General features: G+C 71.7%; 20 protein-coding genes. 15 read left to right on the top strand and 5 right to left on the bottom strand.

Annotated elements, in window-relative coordinates:
• Window positions 1–36: 36 nt before the first annotated feature.
• The 8 genes from AC4BDD_RS19875 to AC4BDD_RS19840 all read left to right on the top strand — a co-directional run bounded on the left by AC4BDD_RS19875 (window position 37) and on the right by AC4BDD_RS19840 (window position 8,397).
• A complete protein-coding gene (locus tag AC4BDD_RS19875) occupies window positions 37–477 on the top strand; it encodes a hypothetical protein (RefSeq protein ID WP_490686801.1) in 441 nt (146 codons plus the stop codon).
• Window positions 474–959: a hypothetical protein gene (locus AC4BDD_RS19870; protein WP_490686800.1), complete on the top strand. Its 486-nt coding sequence runs from the start codon at window positions 474–476 to the stop codon at window positions 957–959. Before AC4BDD_RS19875 ends, AC4BDD_RS19870 begins: the two co-directional genes overlap by 4 nt.
• Window positions 960–1,168: 209 nt before the next feature.
• Complete coding sequence (gene tgmA, locus AC4BDD_RS19865) at window positions 1,169–1,483, top strand: putative ATP-grasp-modified RiPP (RefSeq protein WP_490686799.1); 315 nt, start codon at window positions 1,169–1,171, stop codon at window positions 1,481–1,483.
• A 39-nt stretch (window positions 1,484–1,522) separates the two neighbouring features.
• Window positions 1,523–2,488, top strand: coding sequence for an ATP-grasp ribosomal peptide maturase (gene tgmB, locus AC4BDD_RS19860; RefSeq protein WP_490686798.1), 966 nt, complete (start codon window positions 1,523–1,525; stop codon window positions 2,486–2,488).
• A complete protein-coding gene (locus AC4BDD_RS19855; RefSeq protein ID WP_490686797.1) occupies window positions 2,485–3,609 on the top strand; it encodes a methyltransferase domain-containing protein in 1,125 nt (374 codons plus the stop codon). The genes tgmB and AC4BDD_RS19855 overlap by 4 nt, the downstream gene beginning before the upstream one ends.
• Window positions 3,610–5,177: 1,568 nt before the next feature.
• Window positions 5,178–5,624, top strand: a complete 447-nt coding sequence (locus AC4BDD_RS19850) for a hypothetical protein (protein WP_490686796.1) — start codon at window positions 5,178–5,180, stop codon at window positions 5,622–5,624.
• Window positions 5,625–5,890: 266 nt separating this feature from the next.
• Entirely contained in the window at window positions 5,891–7,279 is a 1,389-nt protein-coding gene (locus AC4BDD_RS19845) for an ATP-binding protein (protein ID WP_490686795.1), read from the top strand.
• Window positions 7,280–7,284: 5 nt separating this feature from the next.
• Complete coding sequence (locus AC4BDD_RS19840; RefSeq protein WP_490691849.1) at window positions 7,285–8,397, top strand: tetratricopeptide repeat protein; 1,113 nt, start codon at window positions 7,285–7,287, stop codon at window positions 8,395–8,397.
• Window positions 8,398–8,468: 71 nt separating this feature from the next.
• Here the strand turns inward: AC4BDD_RS19840 and AC4BDD_RS19835 are convergent, their stop codons facing one another.
• The 3 genes from AC4BDD_RS19835 to AC4BDD_RS19825 form a co-directional block, all read right to left on the bottom strand.
• Complete coding sequence (locus tag AC4BDD_RS19835) at window positions 8,469–9,896, bottom strand: nitrosuccinate lyase (protein ID WP_490686794.1); 1,428 nt, start codon at window positions 9,894–9,896, stop codon at window positions 8,469–8,471.
• Window positions 9,893–12,268 carry an FAD/NAD(P)-binding protein gene (locus tag AC4BDD_RS19830; RefSeq protein WP_490686793.1) on the bottom strand — a complete coding sequence of 792 codons (2,376 nt, stop codon included), beginning with the start codon at window positions 12,266–12,268 and terminating at the stop codon, window positions 9,893–9,895. Before AC4BDD_RS19830 ends, AC4BDD_RS19835 begins: the two co-directional genes overlap by 4 nt.
• A gap of 79 nt (window positions 12,269–12,347) precedes the next feature.
• Complete coding sequence (locus tag AC4BDD_RS19825; protein ID WP_490686792.1) at window positions 12,348–12,773, bottom strand: hypothetical protein; 426 nt, start codon at window positions 12,771–12,773, stop codon at window positions 12,348–12,350.
• A gap of 349 nt (window positions 12,774–13,122) precedes the next feature.
• On the opposite strand from AC4BDD_RS19825, the gene AC4BDD_RS19820 reads away from it, so the two are divergent.
• From AC4BDD_RS19820 to crcB (AC4BDD_RS19790), 7 genes are all read left to right on the top strand, one after another.
• Complete coding sequence (locus AC4BDD_RS19820) at window positions 13,123–13,830, top strand: succinate dehydrogenase (protein WP_490686791.1); 708 nt, start codon at window positions 13,123–13,125, stop codon at window positions 13,828–13,830.
• Between the two features lie 2 nt (window positions 13,831–13,832).
• Entirely contained in the window at window positions 13,833–15,782 is a 1,950-nt protein-coding gene (locus AC4BDD_RS19815) for a fumarate reductase/succinate dehydrogenase flavoprotein subunit (protein WP_490686790.1), read from the top strand.
• 35 nt (window positions 15,783–15,817) lie between these two features.
• Window positions 15,818–16,564, top strand: a complete 747-nt coding sequence (locus AC4BDD_RS19810; RefSeq protein ID WP_490691848.1) for a succinate dehydrogenase/fumarate reductase iron-sulfur subunit — start codon at window positions 15,818–15,820, stop codon at window positions 16,562–16,564.
• Window positions 16,565–16,791: 227 nt separating this feature from the next.
• On the top strand, window positions 16,792–17,874 hold the full coding sequence (locus AC4BDD_RS19805) for a polyprenyl synthetase family protein (protein WP_490686789.1): 1,083 nt from the start codon (window positions 16,792–16,794) through the stop codon (window positions 17,872–17,874).
• A 21-nt stretch (window positions 17,875–17,895) separates the two neighbouring features.
• Entirely contained in the window at window positions 17,896–18,300 is a 405-nt protein-coding gene (gene crcB / locus AC4BDD_RS19800; protein ID WP_490686788.1) for a fluoride efflux transporter CrcB, read from the top strand.
• Complete coding sequence (locus AC4BDD_RS19795; RefSeq protein ID WP_490686787.1) at window positions 18,297–18,656, top strand: DUF190 domain-containing protein; 360 nt, start codon at window positions 18,297–18,299, stop codon at window positions 18,654–18,656. Before crcB (AC4BDD_RS19800) ends, AC4BDD_RS19795 begins: the two co-directional genes overlap by 4 nt.
• The gene (gene crcB, locus AC4BDD_RS19790) at window positions 18,653–19,027 is read left to right on the top strand and encodes a fluoride efflux transporter CrcB (RefSeq protein WP_490686786.1); all 375 of its coding nucleotides are present in this window, start codon (window positions 18,653–18,655) and stop codon (window positions 19,025–19,027) included. Before AC4BDD_RS19795 ends, crcB (AC4BDD_RS19790) begins: the two co-directional genes overlap by 4 nt.
• A 77-nt stretch (window positions 19,028–19,104) precedes the next feature.
• Here crcB (AC4BDD_RS19790) and AC4BDD_RS19785 read toward each other — a convergent pair whose 3' ends face one another.
• Window positions 19,105–19,998 carry a LysR family transcriptional regulator gene (locus AC4BDD_RS19785; RefSeq protein ID WP_490686785.1) on the bottom strand — a complete coding sequence of 298 codons (894 nt, stop codon included), beginning with the start codon at window positions 19,996–19,998 and terminating at the stop codon, window positions 19,105–19,107.
• Between the two features lie 192 nt (window positions 19,999–20,190).
• Window positions 20,191–21,696, bottom strand: a complete 1,506-nt coding sequence (locus tag AC4BDD_RS19780; RefSeq protein ID WP_490686784.1) for a CoA-acylating methylmalonate-semialdehyde dehydrogenase — start codon at window positions 21,694–21,696, stop codon at window positions 20,191–20,193.
• Between the last annotated feature and the right edge of the window lie 15 nt (window positions 21,697–21,711).

Raw genomic sequence — 21,711 nt, 5'->3', positions numbered from 1 at the left:
CATATTCGGCTGCTGACTTCCTCCTAGCTTCGATGCATGGCCGAAGAGAACTCGCAACTACGCTCCCTGGGCGCCGAGTTAGGCTCGAACGCCCCGTTTCACCCACGGCTCGGCGACCTCGCCCTCGATCTCGCCAAAGGCAGGCAGATTGGGGTCGTCGTGGCCCTGCCGAGCGACAGCTCGATGTCGTATCACCTACGTCCGCCGGGCGGCGGGCAGGACTGGCGAGCCAGATCCGACGGGACCACCCTGCGCCCCGTGCCCGTACCCGTCACGCACGTCACGCCCCAGAAATGGGATGCGATCTACGACCACCGGGCAGAACAGACTGGCCTGCCGATCACGGTTCACCATGAGGATGGGGGAACGTCCGAGTCGCTGCTCATCCTCACCCCCGGGCAAGTTGAGCTGTATCACCTGCAACTCGGACAGATCATTGCGCGTCGGAAGCAGGCCCTGGCGGGTGAGGACACGTGACGTCGCGAACCGCCCAGGTGCCGCCTGGCCCGGGATTCGTCGCCGGCATCCGACTCGCCACAGGGGTGCACCAGACCCCGGCGTACAGCGTGGCCCAGGTCCTCGCCCACCACGTGCCGGCCCGTCTGAGACACGAGTCCCCCAAGGGCATCCGGGCCGGAATGCGCGACTTCGCCGAAGCCCTTCGCCTCGGGCCCCCCGACGTCGACCCGCCCATGATCGGTAGCCGCATCCGCCTGTTGCGCCGCGAGGCGTGGCTCAACTACGGCGACGAGGAATACGTGCTGTGCCTGCCCACGGCTGATTCATGGATCCAACTGGCAGAGGCCGGCGGGCCCATCCGCATCTGCGTCCTGTTCGAACCGATCTGCGACACGACTGGACAACAACAGCTCGACACGCATCTGCGGCGCTGTTTCGTCCGCGGCGACATGGCCTGGGGAACGACATACGCCACGCACGGGAGTGTCGTCCCGGCGTAAGAGGCAGGCCGCCCCGGAGTAAGGCAGACCCCGGGCCGACCCGCTGAGTTTCGAGCGTAACCCGCCCGGCGCGCGGCTCATATGGCGCACCGCTCTCTGACTCCCGTCCTCGCGCATCGCGGGGACGGGTGGCACCACCCCGCCCGCATCTGATCACCGCGGGCGGACTGCGAGTGAGACCACCATCACGAAGAAGGAGAACACCAGCCATGGCTGCAAACATCACCCTCGCCGGACCCGGCACCCTGGCCCCGCCCGTGTTCCCACATCCCGTCGACGACGCCAAGCTGCGCCCCGCAGTCTCCGCTGTCCGCCCCTTCGGACTGACCCGCGCCGTTCCCGTCACCGCCGACCCCAAGGACATCGGCCCGGCCCTGACCCTCTGCCCCGAGCGGCAGATCAACGTCACCGCGGACGGCACCCCGTTCATCCACGCCCCGTCGATGAAGTCGGCGTTCACGACGAAGTCGACGACCAAGGAAGACAACCAGCTCGCGACCGACACCGACAACGACACCGACTGACCGACGAGCAACCGAACACCGACAGGAAGTAGGTAACCCGTGACGGTCCTGGTGCTGACCCGCGCCAATGACGCGGTCGCCGACCTGGTGATCGGAGAACTCAACGAGCGCGCCGTGCCCCTGGTGCGGCTCGACCCCGGGGACTTCCCCGAGCACCTCACCATCGGCGCCCGCACCGACCCCCGCCGCGATACGTGGGAGGGCGTTCTGCGCGGGCGGCACCAGGACCTGAACTTAGGCGACGTGCACGCCGTCTACTACCGGCGCCCGTCCGCGCACAAGCTCGCCCCAGCCCTCTCCGCCGACGACGCAGCATGGGCCCAGTCCGAGGCCCGCGCCGGCCTGGGAGGACTGCTCACCTCGCTCGACTGCACATGGGTCAACCATCCCCATCGCAACGCCTATGCGGCCCTTGCCCCGGTCGCCCTGACCACCGCCAGCCGCTATGGGCTGACCGTTCCGCAGACCCTCATCACCAACGACCCGGCACAGGCGCGCGCGTTCATCGACAGCCTGCCGGGCAAGACGGCCGCGTACAAATCCCTGGGCCCGGGCGGACCCACCGCCTACTCCGGCAACCCGTACGCCCTGTGGACCACGCAGGTACGCGCCGACGACATCGACGAGTCGGTGAGCCTCACCGCGCACCAATTCCAGCAGTGGATCCCCAAGGCATACGAGGTGCGGCTGACCGCCGTCGACGACCGCATGTTCGCCGCCGAGATCCACGCCGGCTCGGAAGCCGCCCGCATCGACTTCCGGACCGACTACGACAGCCTCACCTACCGGCCCTGCACAGTCCCCGAGCAGATCGCCGACGGCATGTACGGACTCCTCGGCGAGCTCGGGCTGCACTACGCCGCGTGCGACTTCCTCGTTAACCAGGACGACGGCGGCTGGTACCTCGTCGACGTCAACCCGAACGGACAGTTCGGATTCATCCCCGAACTGCGCGACCCCATCGCACGCGCCCTCGCTGATCTACTCGAAGGAAGTGACCGATGACCACCGCCACCGCATCGGCCGAGCAGCTACGCCGCCGCATGGTCGACCAGCTCGCCGCCGAGGGCGCCCTGCGCTCCCCCGAATGGCACGCAGCGTTCGCCAACGTCCCGCGCGAGATGTTCGTGCCCGAATTCACCGTGCGCACCGCCGACGGCATCCGCACCACCTACCGCGCCGGTGATCCTGGATACCTCGACGCCGTCTACGGCGACGCCTCGCTGCTCACGCAGCACGACGCGCACGGCACGACGACCAGCTCGTCAACCCGCCCGACCATGATGGCGATCATGCTGGAAGCGCTCGCGCCCCTCGACGAGGGTCCCGTGCTCGAAGTCGGGACCGGCACCGGCTACAACGCCGCCGTCCTCGCACACCGCTACGGCCCCGGCCGCGTCGTCTCCCTCGACGTCGACCCCAACCTCGTCGAAGCCGCCCGCACCCGCCTCACCGCCGCCGGATACACCCCCACCCTCATGGCCGGCGACGGTGCCCTCGGGTGCCCCGGTCACTGCCCGTTCGCCGCGCTGATCGCCACATGCGGCGTCGGTCGCATCCCCCGAGCATGGACCGCGCAGGTACACCCTGGCGGGAGCATCGTCGCCAACGTGGGCTGCGGACTCGTCGCCCTCACCGTCGACGACGACCACCGCGCCGCCGGCCGCTTCCTGCCCACCCTCGCCGCCTTCATGACCGCCAGGCCCAACCCCATCACCGTCACTACGCCCGCCCGCAGCTACGCCGGACAACTGGCGACCGCCGTCGGCCCCTCCCGTGAGATCGACCTGCCTGTCGACCTCACAGCGGAGATGCCTCAGTTCCTCGGCTCGCTCATTCAGCCCGATGTCGTCGAGCTCACCCTCGCCGACGACAACGGCCGGCAGGTACACGGCCTCGCGCACGCCGCCTCGGGCTCCTGGGCACGGATCACCCCTCGCGACGACGGGGGCGCCCGCCTCGAAGCCGGTGGTCCCCGCGCTCTCTGGGACGAGCGCGCCCCTCTGCTCACCCACTGGGCCGAAGCCGGCACACCCGGCGCCGACGCCTACACCCTCACCGTCCACCCCAGCCGGCGCCACTCGCTACAGCTCGACGACGGCCACCGCTGGGCCCTCCCCGCATAGCGAGGCCCCACATACAAACGCCTCGGCGACCGCGCCCACGGTCGCCGAGGCAGAACGCCACCAGCTGAATCAAGGAACTGACAGCATGCGCGACCTTATCGCCTGCCTCCACATCTGGTTAACACCCGGATTACGCCGAACCCTGCACACCGCCTACCGGCACGCCCGCAACTGGATCAGTCCACCGCCACCGCCAGCACCAAAGCCCGTACTCCCCCCGTGCCCGGCATACGCCCGCCGCCCCCTGGCCGACCACGTACGCGCGCGAAGCGAACCTCTCGCCGGAGAGGAAACCAGCCTCGCCCGCCCCTACATCGCCAACACAGAGCAGATCACCGCCGACGTGCGAGCCGCCCGCGACATGTTCGGCGACGCGCCCAGCCCCGCAGCAGTGGCCGAAATCTCGACCCGACTACGAGCCCACCTGGTCGCACTGCTCTCGCCAGCACAGGCCACACTGCGCAGCCTGTCAGAGGGCGCGGGGGGCCACCGGCTCGCGACAGCGATTGACTATGCGCTCTGGCAGCTCAACGCCCGCGCAAGGAACGACGGCGAGGCTCAGTGCCACATGTTCCGCCTCACGCTCGCGGTGGAAGGCCTCCTCCCCGAAGACGAGCGCCTGATCACTCGGAACGAGACTCCCCCAGCACGCACCCACCTGCTCCCTTCCACAACTCGCCGAATGTCCGCCGCACCTTCCCTCTCCCTTCGCCCGCTCTCCAGGGAGATGGCCATGACGAGGCACGGCTGACCCACCGCACCACAGACCGCAGTGCCCTCGGCAAGGGACGTCACACCCACCGGGGGCACTGTGCTGCCACCGTCCCCGGCGGCCCGCGCCGCGACGACGAGCCGTGTCCGGCCGAGCTCGGTCACATTCCCTGCCCCGCATCCGTCATGTCAGTGGTGAACCAGTTTCCTACTCATCGGTAACGGTTCACGAGCGGGGCGCGGCAGGCTCTCCTCACGCGCGAGGTTTCCGCTCCGTCCAGATGGCGGGGCCGCGTCCCGGCCGCCCCGGCGCCCTGAAAGTGGGCGTCCGGGGCGTCCCCTATTCTGGGGTCGGGATCGCGTCAAATCCGGCGGAGAAATAGACCAAGCGCCTTTCCTTAGATTGGTCCGGCGCGACCAGCAAAGACGCAGGTCAGCACATCGCTTAACCTCGCACACCTTCTAAGCGCTTGGCCGCAGGTTCGAGTCCTGCCGGGGGCGCACCACCCAGCCCTTCCTTCGGGAAGGGCTTTTTTGCTGGCCAGAGGCACGTTAGCGGGGGCGGCGTAGAGCCGGTGTAAGGGCCGGGCCGGGCACACCGCCCAGTGGGCCGAGACCTTCGCCGCTGTGCCCCGGCACCCCTTCGTGCGCCGCTGGCACAGCCATACGCGGCGCCCCGGATGCAACCTTCCCGGCATTCCGTCCGAGATTCGCAAGTATCGACGATTAGTCCTGGTCAGACTGGGCTTGGCCTTATCTGCACCTTTCCTGGGGCGGAGCACGCCCTCATGGTGGGACATGCGCTGATGGCGCCCTGCCGTCGGTGAAAGTGGACCGCGAGAGAGGAATCCCCACACGTGCCTCCGATCCCGGTAAAGCCTGGCATCTACAAGATCCACGCCCACATCATCGGCCCATCGTCCCTACTGACGGCCACTGAGCACGCCCTCAAGTACGGCGCCCCGGTCATCACCGACCGTCTCAACCCCCTCCCGATCGAACAGGAATGGATCATCGAGCCGGCGGAACCCGAGCCGGGGGCGCCCTATGTGATCCGCCTCGCCGCGCACGAAGAGGCCGGACTTGTGACCCACGAGGACAAGCTCTGGGTCAACAGCATTCCGCGCCCCGAATGGGCAAGGTTCACCTTCGAACGCGTCATCGGCGGGCTCAAGCTCCTGTCGGACAAGGGGCTCGCTCTGCGCGCCGGACACCGCGGCGCACAGCTCGAACTCGTACCGCCCAAGCCGGAGTTCCAGGAGACGTGGACCCTGGAGTTCGTACGACCGCTCAACGAGGAATAGGCGCTCTCCGGCGGGTCCGGCGCCGAGCAGGTCGGCACCGGGCCCGTCGGCGTTCGTGGTGACCGGCGCCCAGCCCGTACCGAGGGCGGGGCGGACCGACCAGTTGCGGCGGCGTGCGGTCTTTGCCGGTCAGGGCGGACTGGCGGGCTTCGGCGTGGAGCCGGTGTGAGGGCCGGGTCGGCCGCGGTGGGGGCGGGAGCGCCGGAGGGCGCCGGGCACAAGGGGTGACGGCCGGTCGCGATCATCACCTCCGTACAGTGTGGCCCATGTCGGAGGACCCGCCCCTGATACAGAGCTTGCGTACCGCCGTCGCGGCGGCCCCCGGTGACGTGCCCTTGCGGCTGCACCTGGCGGAACTCCTTCTCAAGGAGGGGCGGCAGGACGCGGCCGTCGCGGAGGTGGCCGCCGCCCTCCAGCACGCGCCCGGTGACGCGGGGGCGCGGGAGCTGATGGTCCGTGCGATGACGGCACCGGCGGGGGCGTCGACAGGGGCGCCGACGGAGGCCCCGTCGCAGCCCCGGCAGCCGAGCACGGCGCCGGCCGCCGAACCCACGGGGATCCAGTCCCCGGGCACTGGATCCCCGGCCGCCGAGTCCCCGGCCGCTGAAGCCCCGGGCGCCGAATGCACGGGTGCTGAGGCACCGCCTCACGCTCCACGCGCCGGCTTCGACTGGCAGGCCGCCGAGAACCAGGTCGGCGATGTCGTTCCGCCGCGGTACGTGGAGGCCCCGCTCACCGTGGACGGCAGCGGGGATCCGGGGGAGGCCGCCGCCTGGGAGGTGGACGCGCCCGGCACCGTGCGGCTGGCGGACGTCGGCGGTATGCGGGAGGTCAAGGACCGCCTGGAGGCCGCGTTCCTGGCGCCGATGCGCAACCCGGAACTGCGCCGGCTGTACGGCAAGAGCCTGCGCGGCGGACTGCTGCTGTACGGGCCGCCCGGCTGCGGCAAGACCTTCATCGCCCGGGCCGTCGCCGGTGAACTCGGCGCGAGCTTCCTGTCGGTGTCGGTCAACGACGTGCTGGACATGTGGATCGGCAACTCCGAGCGCAACATGCACGAGATCTTCGCCACCGCCCGCCGCCAGGCACCCTGCGTGGTCTTCCTCGACGAACTGGACGCGCTCGGCGGCAAGCGCAGCCGCACCCAGAGCAGCGGCATGCGCAACACCGTCAACCAGTTGCTGACCGAGCTGGACGGCATCGACGCGGCGGCCAACGAGGGCGTCTTCGTCCTGGCGGCCACCAACGTGCCCTGGGACGTGGACATCGCCCTGCGCCGCCCCGGCCGTCTGGACCGCACCCTCCTGGTGCTGCCGCCGGACGCCCCCGCGCGGGAGGCCATCCTCCGCTACCACCTGCGGGACCGCCCCATCGAGAACGTCGACCTGGCCAAGCTCGCCAAGGTCACCGACGGCCTCTCGGGGGCCGACCTGGCCCATGTGTGCGAGTCCGCGGCCGAGATGGCCCTGCTGGACTCGGCGCGCACCGGCACCGTCCGCATGATCGGCATGAGGGACCTGCTGGCCGCGGCGAAGACGATCGTGCCGTCCACCGAGCCGTGGTTCGCCGCCGCCCGCAATGTGGCCATGTTCGCCAACGAGGGCGGGATGTACGACGACCTCGTGACCTACCTGAAGAAGAAGCGGAAGCTGTGAGCACGATGTCCGCGGCCGTGGAGCGGGCTCACGCGCTCATCGATCTGGGCCGGTACGACGAGGCCGCGGCCATGCTCGGGCAGCGTCTGGCCGAGGAGCCGGACGAGGTCCGCGCCTGGGGCGCGCTGGCCCGCTGCCACTTCAACGCCGACCGCTACCCGGAGGCGCTCGACGCCGCCGACACGGCGCTCAAGCTGGACCCCGAGGACCGGCAGGCGCTCATCCTGCGCGGGCGCTCGCTGCGCCACGTGGGCGGCCGGTTCGAGGAGGCGGAGGCGACCCTGCGGGAACTGGTGCGGCTGTACCCCGACGACTGGTACGGCTACGCGATCCTCGCCGACCTCGTCTGCCGCGCCCGCCTGGTGCGCCACGGCCAGGCCAACGGCGGCCAGATGAACCGCCATGTCCTCGACCACCTCCTGCGGGAGCCGGCCGACATCGTCCAGGAGGCGCTGCGGCTGGGCCCCGAGGAGCTGGTGGCGTACGAGGTGGCGTGGATGATCGCCGACCTGGCCGGCAACCGGACCGTCGCCGACATGCTGGACCGCTCCATCCTCCGACTCGACCCCAACCACCCGGCCGCCCTGGCCCGGTACACCAAGAAGGCGGCCGACGCCCCCGGCGTCCGGGCCGCGGAGGCCGCCGAGCTGTACGCGGACGCGCTCGCCGCCGACCCCGACAGCCGGGAGCTGCGGCGCGACCTCGACCAGGCCACCTACCGGCTGCTGCGCGGCATCCGCTGGCTGGCCCTGATCTGCGTGGCGGCCGCCGGGGTCATGATCGACCTCTTCGCCGTCGAGGGGGAGACGCAGCGAGATCTGCCGGTGTCCCTGGGGCAGCGCCTGTGGGCCCTCGTCCCCATGTCGGCGCTGTGGGCCTTCGGCGCCTGGCGCCGCTACCGGAAGCTGCGCACCGGAGTGCGGCTCAACGTGTGGTCGCTGGTGCGTCGCGACCGCTGGGCCCGCATCGTGCTCGCCCAGGCGGCCTGGGCCATGTGCTGCGCCCTGCTGATCTCGCAGGTGCCCTGGACGGAGCGCACCGTTCCGCAGGTGCTGTTCTGGGCGGGCATGGCGCCCACACTGGCGACGGTGTTGTTCGACCGGAAAACGAGGCGGTAGGCGCGGCGGACAGCCCCGGGGGTTCCCAGGGCTGTCCCGCGCTGTCCGGCAGACGGCCAGGGTCGGCCACGTCAGGGGCGGACGCTTGTCGCCTGGTCGACCAGCGTCCGGGCGGCACCGGTGTAGTGGGCCGGATCGCAGAGGGCGGAGAGTTCCTCGGCGGTGAAGGCTCCTGCCGCCTCGGGGGCTTCGGAGAGGGTCTCGGCCAGCGGTTTGCCGGTCTGTTCGGTCCTCAGCGATGCCTCGGTGAGCACCCGCTTGGCGGTGAGTTTGCCCAGCCGGGGGGCGAGTACGGCGGTGATCCGCTCCGACACGATCTGGCTGCCGGTGAGGGCCAGGTTGCCGCGCATCCGCTCGGGCCGCACCTCCAACCCGGCGGCGAGTTCCACCATGGTGTGCGCGGCGCCGCCGGTCAGACGCAGGCATTCGCGCAGCGGCTGCCACTCGGCGTGCCAGGTGCCGGCCGACCGCTCGTCCTCGGTGACCAGCAGCTGGGTCAGGCTCCCGGCCAGGGCCGGGACCTGGAGGGCCGCGCTGCGGATGAGGGTCGCCAGGACCGGATTGCGTTTGTGCGGCATGGCGGAGGAGCTGCCCCGTCCGGCGACCGCGGGCTCGGCGAGCTCCCCGATCTCGGTCCTGGCCAGGGTCTGCACATCAACCGCGATCTTGCCGAGGGCTCCGGCGGTGAAGGCCAGCGCCGCGGCGAGGTCGGCGATCGGGGTGCGCAGCGCGTGCCAGGGCAGGGCAGGCCGGGCCAGGCCGGTCTCGGCGGCGAACGCCTCGGCCAGCCGGGTCGGGTAGTCGGCGAGCGGGTCGGCGTCCGAGCCGGGGGCGTCGATCCGGGCGTACTCCAGGTACCCGGCGAGGGTGCCGGCCGCGCCGCCGAGGGAGACCGGCAGCCCGGTCTCCGCCACCCGCGCCAGCCGCGCCTCGGCGTCCAGCACCAACTGCCGCCAGCCCGCGGCCTTCAGGCCGAAGGTGGTCGGCACCGCGTGCAGGGCGAGGGTGCGGCCCACCATCACGGTGTCGCGGTGCTCGGCGGCGAGCGCCGCGAGGGCGGCCGCCGTGGCGGCCAGGTCCGCGCGGATCAGTCGCAGCGCCCGGGCGGAGACCAGCATCGCGGCGGTGTCGAAGATGTCCTGGCTGGTGGAGCCGCGGTGCACGTACTCCGCCGCCTGCGGGTCGTCCTCCGCCACCACCTCGGTGAGCATCCGCACCATCGCCACCACCGGGTTGGCCGACTCCCGGGCGGCCACCGCCAGGACGGTCAGGTCGAGCCGCTCGGCCCGCGCGGCGGCCGTGATGGTCTCGGCGGCCCGCGGCGGCAGGGTTCCCAGGCCCGCCTGCGCCCGGGCCAGCGCGGCCTCGGCGTCGAGCATCGCCTGCAGCCACGCGGTGTCGTCGACCACCCGCTCGACGGGGGTGCCGGCCCGGACAGGTGAGAGCAGGCCGGCGTCCACCGGGGCGCCGGCTCCGGGGTTTCCGACGCGGTCGGTCATACGATCACTCCCAGGGAGACGGTTGGCGAGCCGGCCAGGGCGCCGGTGCGGGGCGGCAGATCGAGGACCGCCCGGGCGATGGCGTCCGAGTCCCCGGTGGTGACCGAGTCGACGCCGGGGCGGGTACCGGCCGCGGTCACCCAGTGCACCGACTCGGTCGGCACGCCGTAGGCGAAGCGGCGCGGATGGGCGTGGCCCCGCGCGTCCACGATCCGGTAGGGACGGCCGGTGACGGCGAGACCGCCGGTCTCGTAGCTCGTGCCGTCCGCTTCCGGTATGCGGTAGAGGGAGGCCTGGCCGGTGCTCAGCATCTGCAGCAGCAGCGGGTCGGCCGCGCGGCGCAGGTCCGGCTCGTGCAGCCGCGCCTCGATGAGTGCGGTGCAGCGGATGGGCGGGCCGGGCACCGTGCTGGACCGGGCCACGAACGCCGGACGGCGGCGCCCGTCGCCGGCACGGGGGCCGGCCCCCGTGCCCGGGCCCGAGCCCGGCCCGCCGCCGGTCCCGGCAGCCGCGCCGGAGCCCCGCCTGTCGCCGGAGCCGAGCCCGTCACCGGCGGCCGTGGCCGTGCCGGCGGCCGAGCCCGTGCCGGCGGCCGTGGCCGGCGCGGTTCCGGGGGGCGTGCCCAGGATCTGGCCGGAATCGGTGCCGTCTTCGGGACCTTCGCCGGTATCGACGCGGATCTCCGTTCCGGGGCCGGTCAGTTCCAGGACGCCGGCCTCGATGAGCGCGATCATCTCCTCGATGCGGGAGGCGGGCGGACCAATGGAGAGGTAGGCGTTGAGCGGGGTGTACCAGCCAGAGAGCTCGTCCCGGTAGGAGCCGCCCTCCAGGCCGGAGTGGTCGACCACCAGCCGTATCTCGTTGCGCAGGTCGCGGAGGACGTCCAGGGCGGCCTTCAACGGGCCGCTGACGTTACCGGCATCGGCCTCTTCGACGTCCCGGGCGAGGTACTCCAGCAGCCAGGCCCGGAACTCCTCCCGGTCGGCGAACTCCCGCCCGGCGTACGGCCGGGAGAGCCGCTCCCAGTCCCACCGCTCGGCGGGGTCGATGCCGTACTCGTCCAGCAGCGCCTGCCGCCCGGTGGCGTCCGCGGCGGTCACATAGCGCTCGGCGAACTCCGGCCGTCCGGTGTCCAGGCCGCGGGCGCGCAGCCAGGTGGCGTAGTAGACGCTCTCCACCTCGGCGGCGATCAGCGGCCACAGCTCCTCCAGGAAGCGGACCGGTTCGCCCTTCTCGGTGCGCTCCCGCAGCTCGTCGATGAGCTCCGGGGTGAGCAGCCGGGGTTGGTGCCGCTCGGAGACGCCCTTCTCGTTCTTGCCCCGCGCGTGGTACGGGATGCCGCGGCGGGAGGTCGCGTACAGCTTCGGCTCCTGGCCCGAGGGCCGGTACACCAGCCGGCCCTCCCCCTCCCCTGCCCCTTCCGCCCCTTCTCGCGCTTCTCCGCCTTCTCGCCCTGCTCCGTCTTCTCGGTCCTCGCGGACGAACGTGCCGCCCCGACCGGCCGTCAGCAGCACCATGAAGTCGAAGAAGCTCAGGCCGAGACCGCGCAGCAGCACCGGCTCGCCCGGCCGGATGCCGCTCAGGTCCAGATCGGCGGGGCTCGCCGGGCTGATGTAGGTGAGGCCGTGGATCCGGGCCAGATGGGCCGTCAGCTGCTCGCGCGGCAGCGGCCGGACCGGCACATGGCCCTGCGCCAGGACGACGGCGTCGAGGTCGCAGAGCCAGCTGCCGTCCTCCAGCCACACGCTCTGCGGCAGGTCGCTGAGGTCGTCCAGGTCGTCCAGGCCCTTGAGGTCGGTCGGGTCCAGCACGGTCCGGGGCATGCCCTGTCCGGTCCGCCGGCCCTGGCCGCCCGGGTTGCTCGGACCGTCCGTGAGGGCGACGGCGCGCGTCCGGTGCACCTCCACGGTGACGTGCCGCGGCGCCCGGCTCACCACCCGCTGGAACATCGCGCTCAGGTACGTCCCGTACAGGGCGCGGGTGGGGTAGGTGTCGGGGCCCAGTGCTCGCGCCTCGGCCAGGGTCTGGTCGTCGAAGGCGCACGGGGTCGCGTCGTCAGAGGTCTCGGCGCCCGGGCCGGTCAGGCCGGCGGCCCATTCGTACAGGCTCGGTCCCGGCTCGATGGGGCCCTCGATCGAGCAGCTGTGGTCGGTGAAGGCGGTGATCTGCGATGCCACGGTGTTCATCAGCAGATGGCGGGACTGATCGGGGCGCCATACGGCGCCCGCTCCCGGCTCGCACGGATCCACCATATGGACCGTCACCGCGGAGTGTGCTCCGCCCGCCCGCTCGTTCGCGCACAGCCGCTCCAGTACGGATAGGCCCCGGGGTCCTGCGCCGATGACGCATATCGCCTTATGACTACTGATCATGAGATGTGTGCCTCCGCCATCCAGGTTCACGGTGCCCGGCGCCGCTGCCGGGTGGGGGTCGCCTGAGCCAGGACGGGGGTCAGGGGTGGTGGAGCCCCTGCCCGCCCACCGTGTCCTGGGTGCCGGTCTGACCGCCGGTCACCAGCCGCTTCAGCGCGCTGTCGTGGGCTTCGAGGGTGGCGAGCACCTCGGCCAGGGCGGCGCGCCCGGGGCCGTTGAGCCGCGCCGGTCCGCCGGTCAGCAGTGCGGTGGCGCGCTCGGCGCCCTCGGGGGTGAGCGCGTGCGCCTCCCCGCGCGGCGCGCGCGCCGGGCGGGGGTGGCGCGGCTCGGCGCGCGGGGTGGGGACGCCCGGCGCGCCTGCGACCTGCCGGTCGGGCAGTCCGTCGTCGGTCAGTCCATCGGTCAGTTGGTCGGGCAGTCCCTCGGGCAATCGGTCGGGGCCCAGCCGGCCGGCCGCCCGCATCGCGTGCAGGACGCGGCCGTCGGCGTCCGGAGAGTTCATCATGCTTCCTGTCCTCGTCGTTCAGTGGTCGTCGTCACTCGCCGTGCGGGTCGCGCCGTGCGATATCGGACGTTTCGTGTCACGAAGCCGGGGGACACGGGGTCGCGGCATGTCATATGCCTGACCCCGATGTCGTGATTACAGGTATGCCTGCGTGTGCTCGACTGCGAGTCGAGCCAAGGCACCGGTGGCTGCCCGCACACCGGCCGCGCACCGCCCGCGCACCGGCCTCGACCCCGCCGTGGCCACGCCCACCGCACGGGCGCCGAGCCGCGACGATAGGGGCTGACTATCGAGATGATCCGTTTCATATCTTGGATCTTTTGATAATCCCGGCTCTACCGTCGTGTTCATGGCATTGGCAACGCGGACGGACCGACGGCCGTCGATGGTGCGTAATTTCTGGGACTCGACCGTCGGCAAGAAGGCTGTGATGGCCGTCAGCGGCCTGATCATGCTGGGGTATCTCTGCGCCCACGTGCTGGGGAACCTCAAGATCTTCTTCGGAGCCGGGGAGTTCAACGAGTACGGGCACTGGCTGCGCACCATGGGCGAGCCCTTCCTGCACTACAAGTGGGCCCTGTGGATGGTCCGCGTGGTGCTGCTCGCCGCCGTGGTCCTGCACGCCGTCTCCGCGTACCAGCTGAGCAAGCGAGACATCAAGGCCCGGCCGCAGAAGTACGTCCACAACAAGGCGCGCGCCAGCTACGCGACCCGCACCATGCGCTGGGGCGGGGTGATCCTGGCGCTGTTCGTCATCTGGCACGTGCTGGACCTGACCACGGGCGACGTGCACAGCGGCGGCTTCCAGGAGGGCCACCCGTACGAGAACGTGGTGGACACCTTCTCCACCTGGTACGGCAACGTCATCTACATCACGGCCATGCTCGCCGTGGGCCTGCACGTCCGGCACGGCTTCTGGAGCGCCGCCCAGACCCTGGGCGCCGGCAGCCGGAGCCGTGACCGCGCCCTGAAGGCCATCGCCAACCTGCTCGCGCTGGTGCTGACCGCGGGCTTCATCTCCGTCCCCGTGGGCGTCATGACCGGATTGGTTGACTGACCATGACCGCGTACCCCGACTACACCACCGGCGCGCCGATCGCCGACACCAAGGCCCCCGCCGGGCCGATCCACGAGCGCTGGGACACCCGGCGCTTCGAGGCCAAGCTGGTCAACCCGGCCAACCGCCGCAAGCACACCGTGATCGTGGTGGGCACCGGTCTGGCCGGCGGCGCGGCCGGCGCCACGCTGGCCGAGCAGGGCTACCACGTCGTGCAGTTCTGCTACCAGGACTCCCCGCGCCGGGCCCACTCCATCGCCGCGCAGGGCGGTATCAACGCCGCGAAGAACTACCGCAACGACGGCGACTCGATCCACCGCCTCTTCTACGACACCGTCAAGGGCGGCGACTTCCGCGCCCGCGAGTCCAACGTGCACCGGCTGGCGCAGATCTCGGTCGAGATCATCGACCAGTGCGTGGCGCAGGGTGTGCCGTTCGCCCGTGAGTACGGCGGCCTGCTGGACACCCGGTCCTTCGGTGGCGTCCAGGTCTCCCGCACCTTCTACGCCCGGGGCCAGACGGGCCAGCAGCTGCTGCTCGGCGCCTACCAGGCGCTGTCCCGGCAGATCGCGGCGGGCAATGTGGAGCTGCACGCGCGCACCGAGATGCTGGATCTGATCGTCGTGGACGGGCGGGCCCGCGGCATCGTGGCCCGGGACCTGGTCACCGGCCAGATCTCCACGTACTTCGCGGACGCCGTGGTGCTGGCCAGCGGCGGCTACGGCAACGTCTTCTACCTGTCGACCAACGCCATGAACTCCAACGCGACCGCGATATGGCGGGCGCACCGTCGGGGCGCGTACTTCGCCAACCCCTGCTTCACGCAGATCCACCCGACCTGCATCCCGCGCTCCGGCGACCACCAGTCGAAGCTGACGCTGATGAGTGAGTCGCTGCGCAACGACGGGCGGATCTGGGTGCCCAAGGCCAAGGGCGACACCCGGCCGCCGGCGCAGATCCCGGAGGACGAGCGCGACTACTACCTGGAGCGCATCTACCCCTCGTTCGGCAACCTGGTGCCCCGGGACATCGCCTCCCGCGCCGCGAAGAACGTCTGCGACGAGGGGCGGGGCGTGGGCCCCGGCGGTCAGGGCGTCTACCTGGACTTCGCCGACGCCATCCGGCGGATGGGCAAGGAGAAGGTCGCCGAGAAGTACGGCAACCTCTTCGACATGTACGAGCGCATCACGGCGGAGAACCCGTACGAGGTGCCGATGCGCATCTACCCGGCGATCCACTACACGATGGGCGGGCTGTGGGTCGACTACGACCTCCAGACCACCATCCCCGGCCTGTTCGCCATCGGCGAGGCCAACTTCTCCGATCACGGCGCGAACCGGCTCGGCGCCTCCGCGCTGATGCAGGGCCTGGCCGACGGCTACTTCGTGCTGCCGTCCACGATCAACGACTACCTGGCGCGCCATCCGCGCAAGGACGAGGTCGACGCCTCCCACCCGGCGGCCGTCGAGGCGCTGCGCGAGACCGAGGAGCGCCTGGCCAGGCTGCTCGCGGTCGACGGCGACCGCACCCCCGACTCCTTCCACCGGGAGATCGGCGAGCTGGTGTGGGAGTTCTGCGGTATGGCGCGCACCGATGAGGGCTTGCGCAAGGCGCTGGAGCGGATCCCGCAGATCCGCGAGGAGTTCTGGCGCCGGATCAAGGTGCCGGGCACCGGCGAGGAGTTCAACCAGTCGCTGGAGAAGGCCAACCGGATCGTGGACTACCTGGAGCTCGCCGAGCTGATGTGCCTCGACGCGCTGCACCGCAGCGAGTCCTGCGGCGGGCACTTCCGCGAGGAGTCCCAGACGCCGGAGGGCGAGGCGGCCCGCAAGGACGAGGAGTTCTCGTACGCGGCCGCCTGGGAGTTCACCGGCACCGGCGACGCCCCCGTGCTCCACAAGGAGCAGCTGATCTTCGAGTACGTCCACCCCACTCAGCGGAGCTACGCATGACTGCAGTCTCCCGGGGGGCGACCCCCGTACCCCCGATGTCCATCAACGTACGCGTCTGGCGGCAGAGCAACGCCGACGCACCCGGCGCCATGGCCGTCTACGAGGTCGACGGCATCTCTCCGGACATGTCCTTCCTGGAGATGCTCGACACCCTCAACGAGGAGCTCATCCTCAAGGGCGAGGACCCGGTCGCCTTCGACCACGACTGCCGTGAGGGCATCTGCGGCGCGTGCAGCCTGGTCATCAACGGCGACGCGCACGGCCCGGAGCGCACCACGACCTGCCAGCTCCACATGCGGTCCTTCAAGGACGGCGACACCATCGACGTCGAGCCGTGGCGGGCCTCCGCGTTCCCGGTGATCAAGGACCTGGTGGTCGACCGGACCGCGTTCGACCGGATCATCCAGGCGGGCGGTTACATCTCCGCGCCCACCGGCTCGGCGCCCGAGGCGCACGCCACGCCGGTGCCCAAGCCGGACGCGGACTTCGCCTTCGAGCACGCCGAGTGCATCGGCTGCGGCGCGTGTGTGGCGGCCTGCCCCAACGGGGCGGCGATGCTCTTCACCTCGGCGAAGATCAACCATCTCAACGTGCTGCCGCAGGGTGCCCCGGAGCGGGAGACCCGGGTGCTGGACATGGTCGCGCAGATGGACGCGGAGGGCTTCGGCGGCTGCACCCTCACCGGTGAGTGCGCCACGGCGTGCCCCAAGGGCATTCCGCTGTCCTCCATCACCTCGATGAACAAGGAGTTCCTGCGGGCCACCGTGAAGGTCAAGCGCTGACCGCTGCTCGTCTCCCCACCGGGTCCGCCCCTTGGTCTTCGAGGAGGGGCGGACCCGGTGTCGTGGCATGGCGAGGCGCGCCGGCCGGCTCCAGTGATCTTGAGTCAGCGGCTGGTCACGGACGGCTTATGCTGGTCGGCGTCATCCCGGGGCCTAAAGATCCAGCACCGGGTTCCGGGGCGCCGACGCCGAGCGGGCGTCGCCTTCTCCATGCCAGGGAGTGTGCGTTGATCGACACCGAGCACCGGCCGACCGCCACCGCCGCGGGCGTGGCCGCGGGCGCCCCGAGCGAACAGCGGGCCGCCATGCTGGTCCGGGTGGAGGCGCGGCTCGCCGACTTCCTCGCCGAGGAGCGGAAGGTGTGGGCCGGGCTGAACCCGGACGCGGTGGAGCTGGTGGACTGCGTGGCCACGATGGTGGCCAGCGGCGGCAAGCGGCTGCGCCCCTCCTTCTGCATCGCCGCGTATCTGGCGGCGGGCGGCGACCCGGATTCCGCGATGGCCGTGGACGCGGCCGCCGCGCTGGAGCTGCTGCACACCTCGGCGCTGCTGCACGACGATGTCTTCGACGCTTCCGAGCTGCGCCGCAACGAGCCGACCGCGCACATCCGGCACGCCACGCTGCACACCGAGCGGGGCTGGCACGGCGAGGCGAGGCGGTACGGCGAGAGCGTCGCGGTGCTGGCCGGCAACCTCGCGCTGGTCTACGCGGAGCGGCTGCTGGCCGGGTGCTCCGAGGCGGGCCGGCGGATCTGGGGTGAGCTGTCCACCGAGCTGATGGTGGGGCAGTTCCTCGATGTCCGCGCCGCGGCCCGCTTCCAGCCGGACGTCGCCCTCGCCCGCTGGATCGCGCTGTTCAAGTCCGGCCGCTACACGGTCTCCCGGCCGCTGGCGCTCGGCGCCGCGCTGGCCGGCGGCAGCCCGGAGCTCCAGGCGGCCTTCGAGGCGTACGGGCTGGCGGTCGGCGAGGCGTTCCAGCTCCGCGACGACCTGCTGGACGCCTTCGGCAGCGCCGAGGTCACCGGGAAGCCGGCCCGGCTGGACTTCAAGCAGCACAAGATGACGCTGCTGATGTCCTTCGCGCTGAGCGACGAGCCCGAGGTGCGCGCCCTGGTCGGTGACGACCTGCCGGGCACCGACCCGGACGAGCTGCACGCGCTGCTGATCCGCACCGGGATCCGCGACCGGGTCGAGGCAGTGATCACCGAGCGGCTGAAGGCCGCCGGTGAAGCGGTGGACTCCGCGCTTGCCCCAAAGTGGGCGGCCCAGCTGCACGAGATGGCCGAGGCCGCGGTCCACCGCGACAAGTAGCCCCGCCGCGGCGAGGATGGCATGAGGACGGCGCAGACACAGGTGGTGATCGCGGTGGCGATCGGCGGCGGCGCGGGCGCTGTGGCACGGTACGCGGCGGGGCGGCTGTGGCCGACGGCGCCGGGCGCCTTCCCCTGGACCACCCTGGCGGTCAACGCCGCCGGATGCGCGGCGATCGGCGTCCTGCTGGTGCTGATCGCCGAGACCGGCTCCGCCCACCCGCTGGTGCGCCCCTTCCTCGGCACCGGCGTCCTCGGCGGCTTCACCACCTTCTCCACCTACGCGGTGGACGTCCAGCGGCTGGCCGACCGGGGCCAGGCAGCCACCGGGCTGCTCTACCTCGCCACCACCCTGGCCGCGGCGCTGGCGGCGGTGTGGCTGGCGGCGAGCGCCACTCGGCGCCTGGTCGCGGGGCGGCGGTCATGACGGCGGGCCGGCAGGTCCCCACGCGGGCGCTGCGGCTGACGGTGGTCGTCGAGGAGAGCGACCAGTGGCACCACCGGCCGCTGTACACCGAGATCGTGCACCGGGCTCACCGGGCCGGGCTGGCGGGCGCGTCCGTCTTCCGGGGCATCGAGGGCTTCGGGGCCTCTTCCCGGATCCACACCTCACGGCTGCTGTCGCTGAGCGAGGACCTGCCGGTGGCGGTGGTGATCGTGGACGCCGGGGAGCGGGTACGGTCCTTCCTCGCGGAGCTGACGGAGATCCTGGACGGCGGACTGGTCACGCTGGAAGAGGTCGAGGTGGTCCTGCCGGTGCCTGAGTCCGAGGGCGGCCGGTGAACTGGCTGCTGGTCATGGCCGGCGGGATGGTCGGGGCGCCGCTGCGATATCTCACCGACCGGGCCGTGCAGCGCCGGCACGACTCCGTCTTCCCCTGGGGGACGTTCCTGGTCAATGTGGTGGGCTGCCTGGTCCTCGGCGTGCTGACCGGCGCGGCGAGCGCGGGCGCGGCCTCCTCCCGGCTTCAGCTGCTGCTCGGCACCGGGCTGTGCGGGGCGTTGACCACCTACTCCACCTTCTCCTACGAGACGCTGCGGCTGGCCGAGGACGGGGCCGGTCTCCTCGGGGTGGCGAACGCGCTGGGCAGCGTGGCGGCGGGCCTGGGCGCGGCGTTCGGCGGCGTGGCGCTGGCCGACGCGATCTGGGGCTGACCGGCCCGCCTGGCCGGGCCCCGGCCGATCGGGGAGGCGCGTGAAGGCGGCGGTGAGCGAAGGCGTGCGGCGGCGGTTCAGTCGCCCGCGCCGAGGTGGCCCAGCAGCACCTTCCGCAGCTCCCGGGCCGCCCGGGTCGGGGCGACGTCCTTGCGGTGCGCCACGGCGATGGTGCGCCGCATGCCCTCGTCGGCCGCGAACGGGGTGACCCGGAGCCCGGAGCGGGCGGCCACCATGCCGGGCACCACGGCGAGCCCGAGTCCGGCGCGTACGAAGCCCAGCACCGCGTCCATCTCGCCGCCCTCCACCGTGAAGACCGGCTCGAAACCGGCCGACTGGCAGGCGGTGGTGGTGAATTCCCGCAGGTCGTAGCCGCGCCGGAACATCACGATCGGCTGGTCGCGCAGATCGGTGATCCGGATCCGGGCGCGCCGCACCGGGGGCGGTGCGCTGGGCGCGGAGACCACGACCAGGTCCTCACCGAGGAGTTCGGTGGTGGCCAGCGCGGGGGCGCCGCCCGCCAGCGGGGTGATGATGAGCGCGAGGTCCAGGCCGCCGGCGGTCAGGGTGCGGACCAGGTCCTGCGAGCCGCCCTCGTCGATGAGCAGCTCCACGCCGGGGTAGCGGTCGTGGAAGGCCCGCAGTACGTCGGGGACCAGGCTGGCGCACAGGCTGGGCGGCGCCCCCAGCCGGACCCGGCCACGCCGCAGCTGGGCCACCTCCTGGACCTCGCGATGCGCGGTCTCGGTGTCGGCGAGGATCTGGCGGGCCAGCGGGAGCAGCGCCTCGCCGGCGTCGGTCAGTGTGATGTTGCCCCGGGCGCGGTGGAAGAGGTCCGCGCCCAGCTCCCGCTCCAGGGTGCGGATCTGCTGGGAGAGGGAGGGCTGGGCGACATGCAGCAGCTCGGCGGCGCGGGTGAAGTGCCGGGTGTCCGCGACGGCGGTGAAATAGCGGAGCTGATGCAGTTGCACCGAGGCAGGATAGCCAGCCTCTATCGATATGCGCGCTTTGATGTCCCTGGCGTATCGATGGCGTGTCCTGAGCATGACGGCCGGCCGGCATCGGCCGGACGGTCGCCGTGAGGCGAGCGACCCCCGCCCGGCGGGGGCCGGACGGGGGTCGCTTCGGGGGGAGGGAGAGGGTCGAAGAGGAGCGGTCAGGGCTCAGTGGTTGCGGGGGAAGCCCAGGTTGATGCCGCCGCCGTCGCTGGGGTCCGGCCAGCGGCTGGTGACGACCTTGCCCCGGGTGTAGAAGTGCACGCCGTCGTTGCCGTAGATGTGGTGGTCGCCGAAGAGCGAGTCCTTCCAGCCGCCGAAGGAGTGGTAGCCCACCGGGACCGGGATCGGGACGTTGACGCCGACCATGCCCGCCTCGACCTCCAGCTGGAAGCGGCGGGCGGCGCCGCCGTCCCGGGTGAAGATCGCGGTGCCGTTGCCCCACCTGGAGCTGTTGATCAGCTCGATGGCCTCGTCGTACGTCTCGGCGCGGACCACGCACAGCACCGGGCCGAAGATCTCGTCGCGGTAGGCGTCGGAGTCGGTGTCCACCCGGTCGAGCAGCGAGACGCCGATGAAGAAGCCGTCCGCGCACTCCGGGTGACCCTCCACCGTGTAGCCGGTGCCGTCCACGACGACCTCGGCGCCCTGGGCGGCGGCGCCGTGCACATAGGAGGCGACCTTGTCGCGGTGGGCCCGGGTGATCAGCGGGCCCATCTCGGAGGCCGGGTCGGTGCCGGGGCCGATGCGCAGCTTGGCCGCCCGCTCGGCGATCTTCTTCACCAGGTCGTCGCCGATCTCGCCGACCGCGACCACCACCGACACCGCCATGCAGCGCTCGCCGGCCGAGCCGTAGGCCGCGTTGATGGCGTTGTCCGCGGCGACGTCCAGGTCGGCGTCGGGCAGCACCAGCATGTGGTTCTTGGCGCCGCCGAGGGCCTGCACGCGCTTGCCGTGCTCGACCGCCTTGGTCTGGATGTACCGGGCGATCGGGGTGGAGCCGACGAAGCTGACCGCGGCGACGTCCGGGTGCTCCAGCAGGCGGTCGACGGCGACCTTGTCTCCGTTGACGACATTGAGCACACCGTCCGGCAGGCCCGCCTCGGCGGCCAGCTCGGCCAGCCGGATGGCGGCCGAGGGGTCCTTCTCGCTGGGCTTGAGGACGAAGGTGTTGCCGCAGGCGATGGCGACCGGGAACATCCACATCGGCACCATGGCCGGGAAGTTGAACGGGGTGATGCCGGCCACCACGCCGAGCGGCTGGCGGATCGAGGCGACGTCCACCCCGCCGGCCACCTCGACGGACAGCTCGCCCTTGAGCTTCTGCGGGATGCCGCAGGCCAGCTCCACGATCTCCAGGCCGCGGGCCACCTCGCCGAGCGCGTCGGAGTGCACCTTGCCGTGCTCGGCGGTGATCAGCGCGGCGATCTCGTCCCGGTGCGCGTCCAGCAGCTCGCGGTACTTGAAGAGCACGGCGGTGCGCTTGGCCAGCGACACCGTGCCCCAGGTGCGGTGCGCCTCCCTGGCCGCGGCGACGGCGGCGTCCACCTCGTCCACCGAGGCCAGCGCGACCCGGGTGTCCTGCGCGCCGGTCGCCGGGTTGTAGACCGGCCCGTACTGACCGGACGCGCCCTCGGTGTGCTTGCCACCGATCCAGTGGTTGACGGTCTTCATGAGTGGGCCTCTCTG

It is taken from the genome of Streptomyces sp. JLBT605, from assembly GCF_058215555.1.
The sequence above is the reverse complement of the archived record's forward strand: the minus strand, read 5'-3'. Positions and strand labels throughout refer to the sequence as shown.